The sequence below is a fragment of the Acidovorax sp. GW458-11-26-14-TSB4 genome, from assembly GCF_059423865.1.
Map to the genome: position 1 here is coordinate 64,282 of NZ_JBWKYR010000021.1, position 15,775 is coordinate 80,056.

At 62.2% G+C, this 15,775-nt stretch carries 16 protein-coding genes and 1 pseudogene; 10 read left to right on the forward strand and 7 right to left on the reverse strand.

Going from position 1 to position 15,775, the window contains the following annotated elements:
• Positions 1 to 11 precede the first annotated feature (11 nt).
• The 3 genes from AC07X5_RS27295 to AC07X5_RS27305 are packed head-to-tail and all read left to right on the forward strand — an operon-like array spanning position 12 to position 2,428.
• Entirely contained in the window at positions 12 to 713 is a 702-nt protein-coding gene (locus tag AC07X5_RS27295; protein ID WP_007848477.1) for a succinate dehydrogenase iron-sulfur subunit, read from the forward strand.
• A 24-nt stretch (positions 714 to 737) separates the two neighbouring features.
• The gene (locus AC07X5_RS27300; RefSeq protein ID WP_409960239.1) at positions 738 to 1,058 is read left to right on the forward strand and encodes an FAD assembly factor SdhE; all 321 of its coding nucleotides are present in this window, start codon (positions 738 to 740) and stop codon (positions 1,056 to 1,058) included.
• A 59-nt stretch (positions 1,059 to 1,117) separates the two neighbouring features.
• On the forward strand, positions 1,118 to 2,428 hold the full coding sequence (locus AC07X5_RS27305; RefSeq protein ID WP_007848482.1) for a citrate synthase: 1,311 nt from the start codon (positions 1,118 to 1,120) through the stop codon (positions 2,426 to 2,428).
• Positions 2,429 to 2,652: 224 nt separating this feature from the next.
• Here AC07X5_RS27305 and AC07X5_RS27310 read toward each other — a convergent pair whose 3' ends face one another.
• The 6 genes and pseudogenes from AC07X5_RS27310 to AC07X5_RS27335 all read right to left on the reverse strand — a co-directional run.
• Positions 2,653 to 3,300, reverse strand: coding sequence for a DUF7002 family protein (locus AC07X5_RS27310; protein ID WP_494772691.1), 648 nt, complete (start codon positions 3,298 to 3,300; stop codon positions 2,653 to 2,655).
• An 11-nt stretch (positions 3,301 to 3,311) separates the two neighbouring features.
• Entirely contained in the window at positions 3,312 to 4,982 is a 1,671-nt protein-coding gene (locus AC07X5_RS27315) for an adenylosuccinate synthetase (protein ID WP_494772692.1), read from the reverse strand.
• 9 nt (positions 4,983 to 4,991) lie between these two features.
• Positions 4,992 to 5,555: an AAA family ATPase gene (locus AC07X5_RS27320; RefSeq protein WP_494772693.1), complete on the reverse strand. Its 564-nt coding sequence runs from the start codon at positions 5,553 to 5,555 to the stop codon at positions 4,992 to 4,994.
• Positions 5,556 to 5,578: 23 nt separating this feature from the next.
• Entirely contained in the window at positions 5,579 to 6,037 is a 459-nt protein-coding gene (locus AC07X5_RS27325) for a pyrophosphohydrolase domain-containing protein (RefSeq protein ID WP_494772694.1), read from the reverse strand.
• A gap of 256 nt (positions 6,038 to 6,293) precedes the next feature.
• Entirely contained in the window at positions 6,294 to 7,277 is a 984-nt protein-coding gene (locus AC07X5_RS27330; protein ID WP_494772695.1) for a hypothetical protein, read from the reverse strand.
• A gap of 212 nt (positions 7,278 to 7,489) precedes the next feature.
• A pseudogene (locus AC07X5_RS27335) lies at positions 7,490 to 7,956 on the reverse strand (helix-turn-helix domain-containing protein); the annotation flags it as partial.
• Positions 7,957 to 8,214: 258 nt separating this feature from the next.
• Here AC07X5_RS27335 and AC07X5_RS27340 point away from each other — a divergent pair.
• From AC07X5_RS27340 to AC07X5_RS27355, 4 genes are all read left to right on the forward strand, one after another.
• Complete coding sequence (locus AC07X5_RS27340; RefSeq protein ID WP_145699214.1) at positions 8,215 to 8,667, forward strand: Hsp20/alpha crystallin family protein; 453 nt, start codon at positions 8,215 to 8,217, stop codon at positions 8,665 to 8,667.
• Positions 8,668 to 8,706: 39 nt separating this feature from the next.
• The gene (locus AC07X5_RS27345) at positions 8,707 to 9,129 is read left to right on the forward strand and encodes an Hsp20/alpha crystallin family protein (protein WP_494772696.1); all 423 of its coding nucleotides are present in this window, start codon (positions 8,707 to 8,709) and stop codon (positions 9,127 to 9,129) included.
• Between the two features lie 50 nt (positions 9,130 to 9,179).
• The gene (locus tag AC07X5_RS27350; RefSeq protein ID WP_494772697.1) at positions 9,180 to 9,698 is read left to right on the forward strand and encodes an Hsp20/alpha crystallin family protein; all 519 of its coding nucleotides are present in this window, start codon (positions 9,180 to 9,182) and stop codon (positions 9,696 to 9,698) included.
• Positions 9,699 to 9,873: 175 nt separating this feature from the next.
• The gene (locus AC07X5_RS27355) at positions 9,874 to 10,110 is read left to right on the forward strand and encodes a hypothetical protein (protein WP_494772698.1); all 237 of its coding nucleotides are present in this window, start codon (positions 9,874 to 9,876) and stop codon (positions 10,108 to 10,110) included.
• A gap of 60 nt (positions 10,111 to 10,170) precedes the next feature.
• Here AC07X5_RS27355 and AC07X5_RS27360 read toward each other — a convergent pair whose 3' ends face one another.
• The gene (locus AC07X5_RS27360) at positions 10,171 to 11,217 is read right to left on the reverse strand and encodes a GlxA family transcriptional regulator (RefSeq protein ID WP_494772699.1); all 1,047 of its coding nucleotides are present in this window, start codon (positions 11,215 to 11,217) and stop codon (positions 10,171 to 10,173) included.
• A gap of 216 nt (positions 11,218 to 11,433) precedes the next feature.
• Between AC07X5_RS27360 and AC07X5_RS27365 the strand changes: the two genes are divergently transcribed.
• The 3 genes from AC07X5_RS27365 (at position 11,434) to AC07X5_RS27375 (ending at position 15,432) form a co-directional block, all read left to right on the forward strand.
• Positions 11,434 to 12,549, forward strand: a complete 1,116-nt coding sequence (locus tag AC07X5_RS27365; RefSeq protein WP_494772702.1) for an S-(hydroxymethyl)glutathione dehydrogenase/class III alcohol dehydrogenase — start codon at positions 11,434 to 11,436, stop codon at positions 12,547 to 12,549.
• A gap of 12 nt (positions 12,550 to 12,561) precedes the next feature.
• Entirely contained in the window at positions 12,562 to 13,428 is an 867-nt protein-coding gene (gene fghA, locus AC07X5_RS27370) for an S-formylglutathione hydrolase (protein ID WP_494772700.1), read from the forward strand.
• 219 nt (positions 13,429 to 13,647) lie between these two features.
• A complete protein-coding gene (locus AC07X5_RS27375) occupies positions 13,648 to 15,432 on the forward strand; it encodes a phosphoethanolamine transferase (protein ID WP_494772701.1) in 1,785 nt (594 codons plus the stop codon).
• Positions 15,433 to 15,775: the final 343 nt, after the last annotated feature.

Below are 15,775 nucleotides of genomic sequence, written 5' to 3' on the forward strand. Positions count from 1 at the left end.
GAAAGAACAACATGAAGCGCACCTTTCAAATCTACCGCTACGACCCGGACAAGGACGCCAAGCCCTACATGCAGACCATCGAGATCGAGCTCGATGGCCACGAGCGCATGCTGCTGGACGCCCTGGTCAAGCTCAAGGAGCAAGACCCCAGCCTGTCGTTCCGCCGTTCGTGCCGCGAAGGCGTGTGCGGCTCGGACGCCATGAACATCAACGGCAAGAACGGCCTGGCGTGCCTGACGAACATGAACACCCTCAAGGGCACCATTGTTCTGAAGCCCCTGCCCGGCCTGCCGGTGATCCGCGACCTGATCGTGGACATGACGCAGTTCTTCAAGCAGTACAACTCGATCAAGCCCTACCTCATCACCGAGGACCTGGCCCCCGAGAAGGAACGCCTGCAGAGCCCCGAAGAGCGCGAAGAGCTCAACGGCCTGTACGAGTGCATTCTGTGCGCCAGCTGCTCCACGAGCTGCCCCAGCTTCTGGTGGAACCCCGACAAGTTCGTGGGCCCCGCCGGCCTGCTGCAGGCCTACCGCTTCATCGCCGACAGCCGCGACGAAGCCACGGGTGCGCGCCTGGACAACCTGGAAGATCCGTACCGCCTGTTCCGTTGCCACACCATCATGAACTGCGTGGACGTGTGCCCCAAGGGCCTGAACCCCACGATGGCCATCGGCAAGATCAAGGAACTGATGGTGCGCCGCACTGTCTGACGGAATCCGGAAAGCACCCAGGCCATGTCCGACACCTCGACCCCCGTCCTGCCGCAGGCCAACGACCTGCTGGACGACCGCGAGAGATCCAAGCTGCACTGGCGCTCCCGGCGCGGCCTGCTGGAGAACGATCTCTACATCGAAAATTTCTTCGCGCGGTTCGGGTCGGGCCTGACCTGGCGCCAGGGCCACGGCATGAACGAGCTGATGAACCTGGCGGACAACGACCTTTTGGACCTGCTGCTCGCGCGCCGCGAGCCCGAAGGTCCGCTCGATACAGAAGAAGTGCGTGAAGTACTCGGCATGCTGCGGCTCAGTGGTGGCGCAGCGAGGCCCCGGGCCTGACCTGGAGACAGGGCCCCCTACCACCGGAATTCCGGCAAACCTACCCAAGGAAAGTAACAATGAAGCTAGCTGACAACAAAGCCACCCTGTCGTTCAGTAACGGCAGCCCCAGCGTGGACCTGCCGGTCTACCAGGGCAGCATTGGCCCGGATGTCATCGACATCCGCAAGCTGTATGCGCAAACGGGCATGTTCACCTATGACCCGGGCTTCCTGTCGACGGCAGCGACCCAGTCGGCCATCACCTACATCGATGGCGACAAGGGCGAACTGCTGTACCGCGGCTACCCCATTGAGCAGTTGGCGCAGAACTGCGACTTCCTGGAAACCTGCCACCTGCTGCTGTACGGTGACCTGCCCAACGAAGCCCAGAAGACCGACTTCACCAGCCGCGTGACCAACCACACCATGGTCAACGAGCAGATGCAGTTCTTCCTGCGTGGCTTCCGCCGTGACGCGCACCCCATGGCGGTGCTGACCGGCCTGGTGGGCGCCCTGTCGGCCTTCTACCACGACAGCACGGACATCAACAACCCGCAGCACCGCGAGATCGCTGCCATCCGCCTGATCGCCAAGATGCCCACCCTGGTGGCCATGGCGTACAAGTACGGTGTGGGCCAGCCCTACATGTACCCGCAGAACAACCTGAGCTACGCAGGCAACTTCCTGCGCATGATGTTCGGCACACCCTGCGAAGAGTACAAGGTCAACCCCGTGCTGGAACGCGCGCTGGATCGCATCTTCATCCTGCACGCAGACCACGAGCAGAACGCATCGACCTCGACCGTGCGCCTGTGCGGCTCGTCGGGCACCAACCCGTTCGCAGCCATCGCCGCCGGCGTGGCCTGCCTGTGGGGCCCTGCCCACGGCGGCGCCAACGAAGCAGCCCTGAACATGCTGTACGACATCCAGGCCCAAGGCGGCGTGGAAAAGATCGGCGAGTTCATCAAGCAGGTCAAGGACAAGAACTCCGGCGTCAAGCTCATGGGCTTTGGCCACCGCGTGTACAAGAACTACGACCCCCGTGCCAAGCTCATGCAGGAAACCTGCAACGAAGTGCTGGCCGAACTGGGCCTGGAAAACGACCCGCTGTTCAAGCTGGCCAAGGAACTGGAAAAGATCGCCCTGGAAGACGACTACTTCGTGCAGCGCAAGCTCTACCCGAACGTGGACTTCTACTCCGGCATCGTGCAGCGCGCCATCGGCATCCCGGTGAACCTGTTCACCGGCATCTTCAGCCTGGCCCGCACCGTGGGCTGGATCGCCCAGCTGAACGAAATGATCGGCGACCCCGAGTACAAGATCGGCCGCCCACGCCAGCTGTTCACTGGCTCCGTGCGCCGTGATGTGCCGCCGCTGAACAAGCGTTGAGCGTTTGGTTGCGGGAAGGAGGCTTCGGTCTTCTTGACACAGACAGGAAAGCCCGCTTCAGCGGGCTTTTTTTATGAGCAATAGCTCGTAAGCCAGGAACACTTGTACCCTTGAGCGACAGAAATAGTAGCCTGCGGATACGTAAGCAAGTACGTCTCGTCATCGAAATACTCTCGCAGAGCTTGCACCAAAACCCGCGCCAACCGGTTGGAAAGCCCCATTTATCAGTAGGGCATGTTGTCAGTTACCTCTGCACCTCGCATGCGGCAAACCCCAACGACATGCCGAGCAATATCGGGAACGTGATAATCCACTACCACTTCCGCGACCTCCTTTGCGGGACGGCCATTCGCCGTAGCGGGATATGCGTCAATCCGCTTAAAAATGTCAAAGTTGCGCGGATGGGCCCATGGTGTGGTATTGCCCGAGTTCATATGACACAGCCACATGCGATCTCGATGAGCTTGCACGAGTGAATCTGTATTCACAGTGAGAACGTCGTGTTCCTGCTCACTGTAAGCACCCAACAGCGTGAGCAATCGCGCCTCCGTAGCCCAGAAGAAAGTTTTTCCATTTATGAACTCGTACCACTGCTGCGGCGTAATACCATCCAAAAGGCAGCTTTTCAAACGAGCGTCACTCATAGGCTTCTGATCCCTTAGCACTAGGCCCGCCCCGTCCTGCAGAGCAATACCGACACTGACTGACCGTCGGCGACTCTCTAGCTGCAATCGTTCATTCGCGTTGACCACCGACCGATCCAAGCTGGCCGTGGTCGATAAAAGTCCACGCTCGCGGATGCCAGGCCAACTGCCTCTTTCCGCCATGTGATAGAGCACCGGATACCTTGTCACAAAGTCTTGTTGTTGCATGATTGCGCTGCTCAGGAGGATAGTGCCGTCCAGTTTCTTCGATCAATAATGGTGCGGATATCCCCATCGGTATCAGAGCCACGTGGAAAACGCGTATTGATCAGAGAAACCGGGGCTTGAGCCACTCGCTCAAGCTCCTCCACAAATTTAATCGTTTCCGGTGCCAATTGCTCGAACCTACGCGCATCGCTGTTTGCAGCTCTGTGATAGTCTGCGAAAGCTAAAACAATATCAGTCGGGGCATTGAGTGCACAAGCTTGGCGGAACTGCTCCCACTCAAACCAGCCAACCCGCCGGTTGCGACGAGTCGTTGATGTTTTCTCGTTTTTTTCCAATTCTTCTGGGTTCAATCCCACTTCGTTTGCAATATCACGAAAAGTTGTCGGATGCTTCAAGTATCCCGAGGTGGCGCCCTGATTTCCATCAGGGTCGCCAACCCGTATGGGCGTAGGCCGCACAACCATCAAAATCCTGCGTACGCGGCCGGGCGATATGCCTGCCTCTGCAAGACAGCCGGCGACATTCGTGTCGCGGGAGGTTACATGAGGGTAACGGCCGTGAAAGATGCTAAGACCGCTGCCCTGCGTACCTTCCAAGAAGATTGACTGGCGCTTTCGGTAGGCGATCTCAAGCTGACGCATTGTCGATCCACGATAGGGCTCTTTTTCACCAACGTAGGGAGCAAGCTCCGGGATGTCTTTCGCCTGCCGGACAGTTGGCAAGCCGCGATCATTGATCCGGCGAGCAGCAGCAGCACCACTACCACTGGCAGTCGACGCGATTGCATCCTTGACTCGTTTCTCGGCGTCCTTGTCAGACTGTTCGATAATCATTGCATGCGGGTCGATGAACAGTCGCTCTGGTGTTATCCCACAATCCGCAATCTCCTGCAGTAGGCCCGGAACGAAAATTGTCATACCCGGGCCGAGCAGCAATTTAGCGCTTACATCCATTGAGCCTGACGGCAAGTGGTGGTACGTGTATTGTTTTTTCGGTCCCAGCACTGTGTGACCCGCGTTGGGCCCCCCCACACGCACGAGCACGTCGTACTCCTTGGCAAGGTATGCCACCACATGACCCTTCCCTTCGCTACCATATTGCCCCCCGACCAGCACATCTACGCAGCGCACATCTGGCGCTGACACAAGACCCAAACTGGCTGCAACCCGCGCGATAGTATCGCGACTGTCGTTTCTCGTAGTGTTGACACGAAGGTCCGCGTCGTTCTTGAAGCCCTCGATGTCTTCCTCACTCTTGATGAGATCAGCCTCTACATATTCCGGCACAGCATCTTGGCCCGGCCGTTCTCCAAAGCGCTTGCGCAACTCCCTGGTCTGTCCAAACAAATGGATATGCACGCAAGGCAAGGTGTGGTCACTTCGGAAATGATCTAGTTGCTTACGGGTTCGCACACTATCTATCACGATCCGAACTGAGGTGCCCATGGACTCAACCCTCTCGCGGACCGCTTGATACAACCAGGCGTCGCTCGTTTCGCTGTCTAGGATATCACCCAGTTCCTGCAGTGATTTACGGTCCGACGCCAATCCTCGTCGTGCCGCCTCCTCTTTCAGGTAGCCGCTGCTGCTAAAACGGTGATATTCGAACTCAGACTCTAAAATTCGAGCGAGCCCGCTTTTTCCCGCACCAAGATGCCCACTAATCAACACTACTTGATCCATGCCGTAGTCCTAGGTGGTTCGAACAATTTCTGTAGCGATGCTTCCCGCCGACTGATCGCCCGAGTTGTATACGAGGTCTGCGATAGAGCCTAGAGAGCGGGAGGCGATTTCATTGGGGTGGCTCACCAACGCTGAATAGCTTGCACCTGCGTCGCGCTCGTCCCCCAAGGACTGGCGCTGCAGGTATCGCTCGCGCAGGATCTCCTCCGAGGCCGTGACATGCACGTGCAACACGTGAGCGAAGGCACGGCGAAAATGCGCTACTTGTTGCGGCTTCCGCACCGCATCCAAAAGCCATCCCCGCACCCCGTCCACCTCATTCACTTGCTCAAGCGCTACACTCACCGGCCACAGGAAGTCGGTCTGCACATCTAGTGCGTCACCCAATTCCTGAAGAACTACTCGCCCCTCGGGCAATCCCTTCACTCGAGCAATATCGGCGAGATAGCGACTAGTGCTGACCTTGAAAAATCCATGCGTAGCGGTCAACGCACTGGCGATGGAAGTCTTTCCAGCCCCGGCGGCGCCGCTGAGCAAAAGTAACCGAGCGCTTGAGTTGACGACTGGTGTCATGCATCGAAATGTAAGACCTGAAATCAGATTTCTTCAAGAGAAGAATTGCCATCCGAACTCAAATTCTGCATTTCCAACTCCGAAAGCCAGCGCGCGATTGCTTTTTCAGGCCCTTCCCAGCCTTGAGGCTTCAGCAGCTTGCCGTTGGAATCGAGGTGTACTTGACCATCTGGCCAACGCTTTGCCAAGTTGCTTGCGTAGACCAAAGTCATCGGAACTCCAGGCCTCACGCCCATTTCAACGAGCGTTCCTAAGACGTGGCTCAAGATGTCCATCAATGCATCAATTTGATCAACAGTCTCCGTAGCGGAGAGCAGCTCGTCGATCTCTGAACGCATCCAACTAGCGCGGGCGAGGACTCTAGTCTGCTCAAGCAACTGAGGTTGATTTTTTGAAGGGATTCCTAAATCTAGATGCATATGCCGGATTCGGGCATGCGCTTCGTCTAGCCCAGCAAACGCGTTTTCAAAATGCAAGTTCATACAGCACCTCTTTGTCCTACCAGTCACTAACAAGGCTGACTGGACTGAAACGATTTTTCCCGAAAAGATCATCCCTCCGCCTAGTAGCAGACTCGTACGTTGGGGAGCCCCATCAGCTGCGAGCTCGCATACATAACCAAAACGGCTCGCGAGCCACTACCGAAGAGTAGGCTCCAAAAGGCCTAAAATTTTCTATAGTTGACGTCTACTCGATCGCGGTTGAGCACAGTGAACGCGGAGGTGAGATAGAGCTAGGTTAAAACGGGACATCGTCACCAAACGGATCAACCACTCCTGGAACTGCCCCGTCCGGCAGCGGCAGGCCACTTACGACGTACAAGTTTAGGATGTCATCCCGATCCATGAAAAGGATTTGGCTTCGCTTGGTCTGATCCAGCTTCCCACCAAGCCAATTCCTGGCTGCCTTGGTAATCTCGCCACCCGCAACAATGAACGCGTGGTCGACCAGCACTCTTTTGCTCGTTTCGGCATCAAAGATCTCATGCCCGAGCATCATGAGGACTTGGTTGTATATCTCAGCGATGTTTGCGTTCGATCCTTGCGTCATACCGGAAGAATCGAGCTTCCCTTTCTTGGCCTGCAGCCCGAAATATAGGACGTGCTGTGTAGGCAGCACGAACCGCATCCATACATCCTTGCCATATTCCAGCGCTTTGTCCCTATGACCTGCTGACGAGATGCGGTGATAGCCGAGTTGGCGAAACAATGGCAATAGCACATTGTTAATCAGGTCGTCCTCTGAACAAAGGTTGAGATAGCTGCTGAGTTGCTCGCGGCGCTTTGCCTCGTTTGGAGTGAATGGCCGGTGTGGGTTTGTCGTGAGCGACGTGACAGTCTTCGTTCCGATGTGGCGGGCATAGAGCTGTTCGTCGTCCCCGAAGTACGCTTCGTATCCCTCTCGGTTCAGAGGTTTGTTCAACTCTGCCAACGCAAGCAAGCGCTGGGGGTCTCCCTCCACGGCATCTGACTTGTGCATCAGAACTCGCAGCAAGTTCATAAAACGCTCAGGTAGAGTATTTGGAGCAGACTGGATCTCCTCAAGCAATTCCGCCAGTCGTTCTGCGGCCCATATCGGCCGCGTCGTCCCGTCATGCGCAAAATCCAGATCGCACTCTTCAAAGAATTGAGTTATGCGATAGCTGGACCGGTAGGGGAAGTAGCTGGTGTCGCCTACGACACACTCGCCAAGAGCTCGCAGATTGCGGTTTTTGAACTTCATGACCAGCAATGGTACTGCGTACGTGATCCTACCCAACCTGTCACGCTCACTGTCACCAATTTTCGCTAGAGGGTGAATTCGATATTAATAGTCAATGTACAACTGTTTCTACCCTGCCTATGCTCTATCGGGATCATTCGCCAATCTCAAAAAGCGCGCTTTTGGGAGCGCGAGCGGAAGATTGGCCTTCGTGATCAGCTTGTTGGATATTTTCACCGCCTCCCCGGCCCCCCAAACCTCTCCCGATACGCCTGAGGCGTAACCCCAGGTGCCGCACAAACAACTGCCGCAGTGCTTGCTCCGACCCCATGCCCACGCGCGCAGCCACCGTCTTGAGCGGCAGTGTGGCTCCACCCTGCTGCTGCGATGACGACTCCAGCAACCTCCGCGCCGCATCCACAAACGCCGACGGCGTCTGCCCCGTCTCCTGCACAAACACGCGGCGAAAATGCCGCTCCCTCATGGCGGCGCGGGCGGCCAGCGCGGCCAGGGGCATGGGTGCGGCCAGGTTCTGCAGCACCCAGCTTGGCACGGCCTGGATGTCGCGGTGGGTGACTCCCTGGCTGGCCAGTTGCACGCTGAACTGCGATTGGCCGCCGGGGCGCTTGAGGTACATGACCAAATCGCGCGCCACCGCCAGCGCGAGGGCATGGCCGAAATCTTCCTTCACCAAGGCCAGGTTGATGACCGGCGATAACGCCGGCCGGCCGGGCCGTCGCGCACGTAGATGGGGCGGCGGAGACCGTAGCGCACCTGTTGCGCCTTGCGTTTTTTGACGCCCGCCCGCAGGCTGCGCCGCCTGCGAAAGCAGGGCTTCACGCTCGCAAAAAAACCCTCTTGAAACTCTTTTGGCCGGCTCTATTTTTCCTTCCGAGCCGGCCAGGACGGTGTCCGTCCTGCCGGTGTGTTCATCAACCTACCCCTTGGAGGACCTACCATGTATGCATCGCTGTTGAATCATCCAGGCAGCCTGTTCGGTCATTTCGAGCGGCTGCGCCGTGAACTGGACGACGTGTTCGGCGCTGCCAGCCTGCCGAGCGCCATCCGATCCGTTGCCTCGGGCACCTTGCCGGCCCTGAACGTGGGGCGCACGCCGTCGAGCGTGGAGGTATACGCCTTCGTGCCCGGCCTTGATCCGTCGAAGATCGACGTGGACCTGGACCGGGGCATTTTGCGCATCTCGGGCGAGCGGGCCAGCACCATTCCGCAGAACGACTCCAGCGTGCAAGTCTATGCGCGCGAGCGGCGCAACGGCGCGTTCTCGCGCACCGTTTCGCTGCCGGACGACATCGACCCCGAAAAGGTAAGCGCGAGCTACCGGGACGGCGTGCTGCAGGTGAGCATCGCCCGCAAGGAAGCGCCCCAGCCCACGCGCATCGCCATCCACTGAAGGCCGACGGAACCCACAGACCATCGAGGAGAACCCATCATGACGCAGCAACAGCAACAACAAGTCGCCACCACCACCGGCGCTGCCGCCGCCAACACCCGTGGCAACAGCGCGGTGGAGCAGGATCTGCAGCATTCGGTGCTGCCGGCCGTGGACGTGTTCGAGAACCCGCATGGCATCACCTTGCTGGCCGACATGCCCGGCGTGCCGCGTGAGCACCTGGACATCAAGGTGGAGGGCGAATCGCTCTTGATCGAGGGCACGGTGCAGACCCGCATGCCGGAGGGCCTGGAGGCGGTGCATGCCGAGGTGCGCATACCGCGCTACCGCCGCAGCTTTGTGCTGAGCCGCGAGCTGGATACCAACGGCATTCAGGCGCAGCTCAAGGATGGCGTGCTGTCACTGCACATTCCGAAAAAGGCCCATGCGCAGGCGCGCAAGATTCCCGTGGCGATCCACTGAGCTGCGGGGGCACACAACACCACCATTGCCGGAGAATGAACATGAACCCTATGGCAGCAAAACCCAAGCAGGGTGTGGGCTCCCTGTGGAGCGCAATGTCCAGCGGCTGGCGTGGCCTGTTGGCCCGGGCCCGGCAGGCATGGGACCAGCACAGGGCCCCGTTGCGGGCGCCAGCAGGCCGAGCAGCCGATGATGAAGCCGGCCCGTTGCGCAACCCGGTGTCACGCATCAAGGGCTGGGCCTTCATGTCCGCTGCGGTGCTGGAGGATGAGCGCGCCGTGATCGTGCGGATCGATGCCCCGGGCATGCAGCGCGAGGATTTCAGCATCGAGGTGCAGGAGCGCGCGCTGAAGGTGCGGGGCGTGCGGCGCTCGCAGTTCCACCAGGCCCGCGCTGGTGGGTGGCAGGTGTCGCAGTGGGCTTACGGCTCGTTCTGCCGCTACCTGGCACTGCCCGCGCGCGTGCAGGCCGCGCAGGGCGTGGCGGTGTACCGCGACGGGGTGTTGCGCATCGAGATACCGAAAGCCGAGCGCGACGCGGTGAAGCACATTCCAGTGCAGTCGGCCTGATTGCGCGGCCAGCCGCCACAGCCCGGCGGGAGCAGCAGCGGCGCCAGCAGGCCCGCCGGCTCCCAAAGGGTTGCGGGGCGGGCCGTCTCACTCGACGCGCCGATGACATGGTTCTTGAAATCACCATGGCAGCCCTTATCTCCACGGGCATCATAAAAATTCTGGAGCACATGCCATGCCTATCGAGTTCCTTCGTGAAATTGCCGATGCCGAGTTGCCGCTCGGTGTATCGGACGAGGGCCGGATCGACAAGCTCAGGGTGTTGGCGGCGGCAGGGATGGTCACGGCTTCGTTGCCGCCCGCGGGCACGGGCGGGCCGGCCCAGGTGCTGACCGTGACCGGCCTGGGCCGCGCCACGCTCAAGGTGCGCGAGCTGCGCCAGCAGGAGCCCCTGCTGATGCATTCCGCCTGAGGCCCACGGGGCGCGGCCCGGGCCGTGCCCCGCCCTAGTCCCCCTCGGGGTTGCCGATATTCAGCGGCGCCCCGGCCCCCCAAACCGCTCGCGGTACGCCTGCGGCGTGATCCCCAGGTGCCGCACAAACAACTGCCGCAGCGCCTGCTCCGACCCCATGCCCACGCGCGCGGCGACGGTCTTGAGGGGCAGTGCTGTCCCGCCCTGCTGCTGCGATGACGACTCCAGCAAGCGCCGCGCCCCCTCCAGCCGCGCAGCATCCACAAACGCCGACGGCGTCTGGCCCGTCTCCTGCACAAACACCCGGCGAAAGTGGCGCTCGCTCATGGCCGCACGCGCGGCCAACGCGGCCAGGGGCATGGGCTCTTGCAAATTCTCCAGCACCCAGCTTTGCACGGCCTGGATGTCGCGGTGGGTGACGCCCTGGCTGGCCAGTTGCACGCTGAACTGGGATTGGCCGCCGGGGCGCTTGAGGTACATGACGAGGTCGCGCGCCACCTCCAGCGCGAGGGCGTGGCCGAAGTCTTCTTCCACCAGGGCCAGGGCGAGGTCGATGCCGGCGGTGACTCCGGCCGACGTCCACAGCGACCCGTCGCGCACATAGATGGCATCGGGGTCCACGTCGATGGCGGGGTAGCGCTGGCGCAGCAGGGCGGCCACGCTCCAGTGGGTGGCAGCGCGGCGGCCGTCGAGCAGGCCGGCGGCGGCCAGAAAGAAGCTGCCGGAGCACAGGGCGATCATGCGGCCGACGCGCGGGGCCACGCGCGCGGCCCAGGCGACGAGGTCGGGCGAGGCGGCGAGCACCTGCTCGATGTTGCGTGAGCCGACGAGGACCACGGTGCAGCCGGGGCCGCCCTCTTGTTGCTCCAGCTCCGCAAGGGTGTGAGTGGCGGTCAGTGCCATCAGGGTGTCGGACTGCACGGCCCCTGCCTGGGCGGCCACCACGCGCACGGCGTAGCCGTCGGGCCGGCCGTGCTGGCGCAGGTGGACGTTGGCATAGTCGAACACGGACATGGGGCCCACGGCCTCCAGCGCCTTGAAGCCGGGGTAGACGACGAGGTCGATGCGATGGGGCTGGCCGGCGGGATGGTGGTGCGGGTGGTCCATGGGGTTGATGGGAGCAAGCAAAGGCGATGGACTATACGGGAGGCGATGTCCGCCAAGGCCATGAACGATGGAATTCGGCCATACCCCCAAGGTCTGCGGCCATGGGTTTCTGCATGCGCTGCACATGGCCTACAGTCATGGAGTCAACGCATGCGACGCTGGCCAAAGAGCCCCGCTCGCCTCCCTTTACGAACCCATCACCCCAACACCATGACCATCAAATCCAAAGCCGCCGTGGCCTTCAAGGCCGGAGAACCCCTGCAGATCGTCGAGATCGACGTGGCGCCGCCCAAGAAGGGCGAGGTGCTGATCCGCATCACCGACACGGGCGTGTGCCACACGGACGCCTTCACCCTGAGCGGTGAAGACCCCGAGGGCCTGTTCCCCGTGGTGCTGGGCCATGAGGGCGCCGGCATCGTGGTGGAGGTGGGCGAGGGCGTGACCAGCGTGAAACCGGGCGACCATGTGATTCCGCTGTACACCGCAGAGTGCGGCGAGTGCCTGTTCTGCAAGAGCGGCAAGACGAACCTGTGCGTCGCAGTGCGCGCCACGCAGGGCAAGGGCGTGATGCCCGATGGCACGACCCGCTTTTCCTACAACGGCCAGCCGATCTACCACTACATGGGCTGCTCGACCTTCAGCGAGTACACGGTGGTGGCCGAGGTGTCGCTGGCCAAGATCAACCCGAAAGCCAACCCCGAGCAGGTGTGCCTGCTGGGCTGCGGCGTGACCACGGGCCTGGGCGCGGTGAAGAACACGGCCAAGGTGCAGGAGGGCGATTCGGTGGCGGTATTCGGCCTGGGCGGCATTGGGCTGGCAGTGATCCAGGGCGCCAAGCTGGCCAAGGCGGGGCGCATCATCGCGATCGATACCAACCCCAGCAAGTTCGACCTGGCCAAGACCTTTGGCGCCACGGACTGCATCAACCCCAAGGATTTCGACAAGCCGATCCAGCAGGTGATCGTGGAGATGACGACCTGGGGCGTGGACCACAGTTTCGAGTGCATCGGCAACGTGAACGTGATGCGCGCGGCGCTGGAATGCGCGCACCGCGGCTGGGGGCAGTCGGTCATCATCGGCGTGGCGGGTGCGGGGCAGGAGATCTCCACCCGCCCCTTCCAGCTGGTGACGGGCCGCAAGTGGCTGGGCACGGCCTTTGGCGGCGTGAAGGGCCGCAGCGAGCTGCCGGGCATGGTGGAAGACGCGATGGCCGGCAAGATCCAGCTGGAGCCGTTTGTGACGCACACCATGGGGCTCAAGGACATCAACGAAGCCTTTGACCTGATGCACGAAGGCAAGTCCATTCGTTCGGTGGTCAAGTACGCCGCTTGAGGCTTGGCGCATATGTCGTCCACATCGTTTGAACTGCTCAGCGAGCACGCCTGCTTTGGCGGCGTGCAGCGCTTTTACCAGCACGCCTCTGCCGAGATCGGGCTGCCGATGAAGTTCTCGGTCTACCTGCCGCCGCAGGCGCAGCAGGGGCCGGTGCCGGCGCTGCTGTACCTGGCGGGGCTGACCTGTACGGAAGAGACCTTCATGGTCAAGGCCGGGGCACAGCGCCTGGCGGCGGAGCTGGGCTTGGCGCTGATCGCGCCCGATACCAGTCCGCGCGGCGCCAATGTGCCGGGCGAAGCCGAAAGCTGGGACTTTGGCGTGGGCGCAGGCTTTTACCTGGACGCCACGGCCGAGCCCTGGGCCAAGCACTGGCGCATGGAAAGCTATTTGATGAAAGAGCTGCTGCCGCAGGTGCTGGCGCAGTTGCCGTTGGACGGCGAGCGGCTGGGCGTCTTCGGCCACTCGATGGGCGGGCATGGGGCGCTGACCCTGGCGTTGCGCCACCCGGGGCGGTTCAAGAGCTTGTCGGCGTTTGCGCCGATCTGCGCGCCCACGCAGTGCCCCTGGGGCGAGAAAGCCTTCACCGGCTACCTGGGTGCGGACCGCACGGCCTGGATCGAGCACGATGCCACGGTGCTGATGCAGCACCAGCCGGTGGCGCCCTACCCGGCAGGCATCCTGATCGACCAGGGGCTGGCCGACAAGTTCTTGCCCACGCAGTTGCACCCGCATCTGTTCGATGAGGCGTGCAAGGCCATTGGCCAGCCGCTCACGCTGCGCCGGCACGAGGGCTATGACCACGGGTACTACTTCATCCAGAGCTTCATGGCGGACCAACTGGCGCACCATGCACGACAGCTGGTGGCGCCGAAGTAGCCGGGCCTCTGGCGCCAAGCCAATGCTGAGTTGGCTTTAATGTCACGTTAAGTCTGGGGCGGGAGACTCCGCCTCCATGCCCAAGACTGTGCTGCAGCCACCGCTGCGGCAACCCTCTTTTCTTCCGTCCGCGCCGCACGCCTGGACCCTTCGCCCTGCACTGCCGGGGTTCGGGGGCGGTGACGCGCGGGTAAGTCCTGGGCCCGGAGACTGCCTCTCATGCCCATGACCCCGCTGCCGCAACTGCGGCTGCCCTCTTTTCCTGCTTCGCCCGCCTCCTCCACGGCCAGCCCCCGCCCTGCGGCATCGCCCCCACACAGCCTGCACCCGGCGTGGGTGGTGCTGCTGATCAGCCTGTGGCTGGCCACGGTGTGCAATGTGCCGCTGTGGCGCGAGGTGGCCACCCTGCCGGGCCAGGGCAGCCTGCGCGGCTATGGTTTTGCGCTGGCGTTTGGCGCCATCGTCACGGCGGGCAATGCGGGGCTGCTGGCCCTGCTGGCCTGGCGCTGGACGCTCAAGCCCGCGGCCGCGCTGCTGGTGCTGATGGCGGCGTTTGGCGCGTATTTCATGCTGGCCTATGGCATTGCCATCGACGCCAGCATGCTGACCAACGTGGTGCAGACCGACGTGCACGAGGCCGGCGACCTGCTGAGCCTGCGCATGCTGGCCACCGTGGCCGCCCTGGCCGCGCCGCCCTTGCTGTGGCTGGCGCGCACGCCGGTGCGGCGCCTGTCGCCGCTGCGCCAGTTGGGGCACAACGGCTTGCTGCTGCTGGGCTCGGTGGTGGTGATCGTGGCAAGCTTGCTGCTGGTGTTTCAGGATTTCTCGTCCACCATGCGCAACCACACCAAGCTGCGCTATCTGATCAACCCGCTCAACAGCGTGTACGCGCTGGGCAATGTGGCCACCAAGCCCCTGCGCATGGACCACCACACGCTGATCCCCGTGGGCCGCGACGCGCACCTGGGCGCCAGCTACGCGGGCCAGGCCAACAAGCCGCCGCTTTTGGTGCTGGTGCTGGGCGAGACGGGGCGCAGCGGCAACTTCGACATCAACGGCTATGGGCGCGACACCACGCCGTTGCTCTCGGCGCGCAAGGACCAGTTGGTGAGCGCAGGCAATGCCTGGTCGTGCGGCACGAGCACGGCGGCATCGGTGCCGTGTATGTTCTCGCACCTGGGCAAGAGCGGGTACGAGGGCCGCTCGGCCAATTTCGAGAGCCTGGTCGATGTGCTGCACCATGCCGGTCTGGCCGTGCTGTGGCTGGACAACCAGTCGGGCTGCAAGGGCGTGTGCGACCGGCTGGGCGACACCAACACCGCCAACCTGAAAGACCCCGAGCTGTGCGCCCACAAGGGCGAGTGCCTGGACCGCATCATGCTGAAGGACCTGGACGCGCGCATCGCCGCCCTGCCCGCCGAGCAGCGCCAGCGCGGCACGGTGGTGGTGATGCACCAACTGGGCAGCCACGGGCCGGCGTACTTCAAGCGCTCGGCGCCGGATGCCAAGCGGTTCTTGCCCGAGTGCACGTCGAGCGCGCTGCAGGAATGCAGCCGCCAGCAGGTGGTGAATGCGTACGACAACAGCATTGTGGAGACGGACCGTTTTCTCGATGGCGTGCTGCAGTGGCTGGGCACGCAGAACGCGAACGCCCAGACGGCCATGGTGTATGTGGCGGACCATGGCGAGTCGCTGGGCGAGAACAATATTTACCTGCACGGCCTGCCGTACTCGATTGCGCCCGATGTGCAAAAGCATGTGCCTTGGATTACCTGGTTGTCGCCTGCGATGCAGTCGCGCGTGGGGGCGAGCACGGGTTGTCTGCAGCGTGATCTGCGCGAGCGGCGCATCACGCATGACAGTTACTTCCATTCGGTGCTGGGGTTGATGGATGTGCAGACGGGGGCTTACCGGCCGGAGTTGGATGTGTTCACTCCTTGCCGGGATGCGGGGGCGGCGCAGGCGAAGGCCGACAGCCCGATTGCGGCGCCGCGCAAGTCCTGACGGTTGCACGGCACGCTCCCGGCCTCCGAGGCGGGGCCAGGCGCTCGTGCGTTGCTGCGCATGGTTGCTGCATGCCTTTACGGAGGGCGGGAGCCGGGATGTGCGCCCGGCGGCGCAGTAACTTTTTCTTGGGCCGCCAAGAGAAAGTCACCAAAGAGAAGGCGGCCCCGCTGCCCGTGTCCCCCTCGCACTTCGTACGAGGGGGCAGCCTGCGATGCTCGAAGCTGGGGTGCGCCTCGCAACTCGCTTCGTTCTTCGAACTCCGCTCAGACATCTGCGGCGAGCCAGATGACGAAGCGTGTGTGTCCTTCGGCACACACGCCACCCCAGCTTCTGCGCTTCT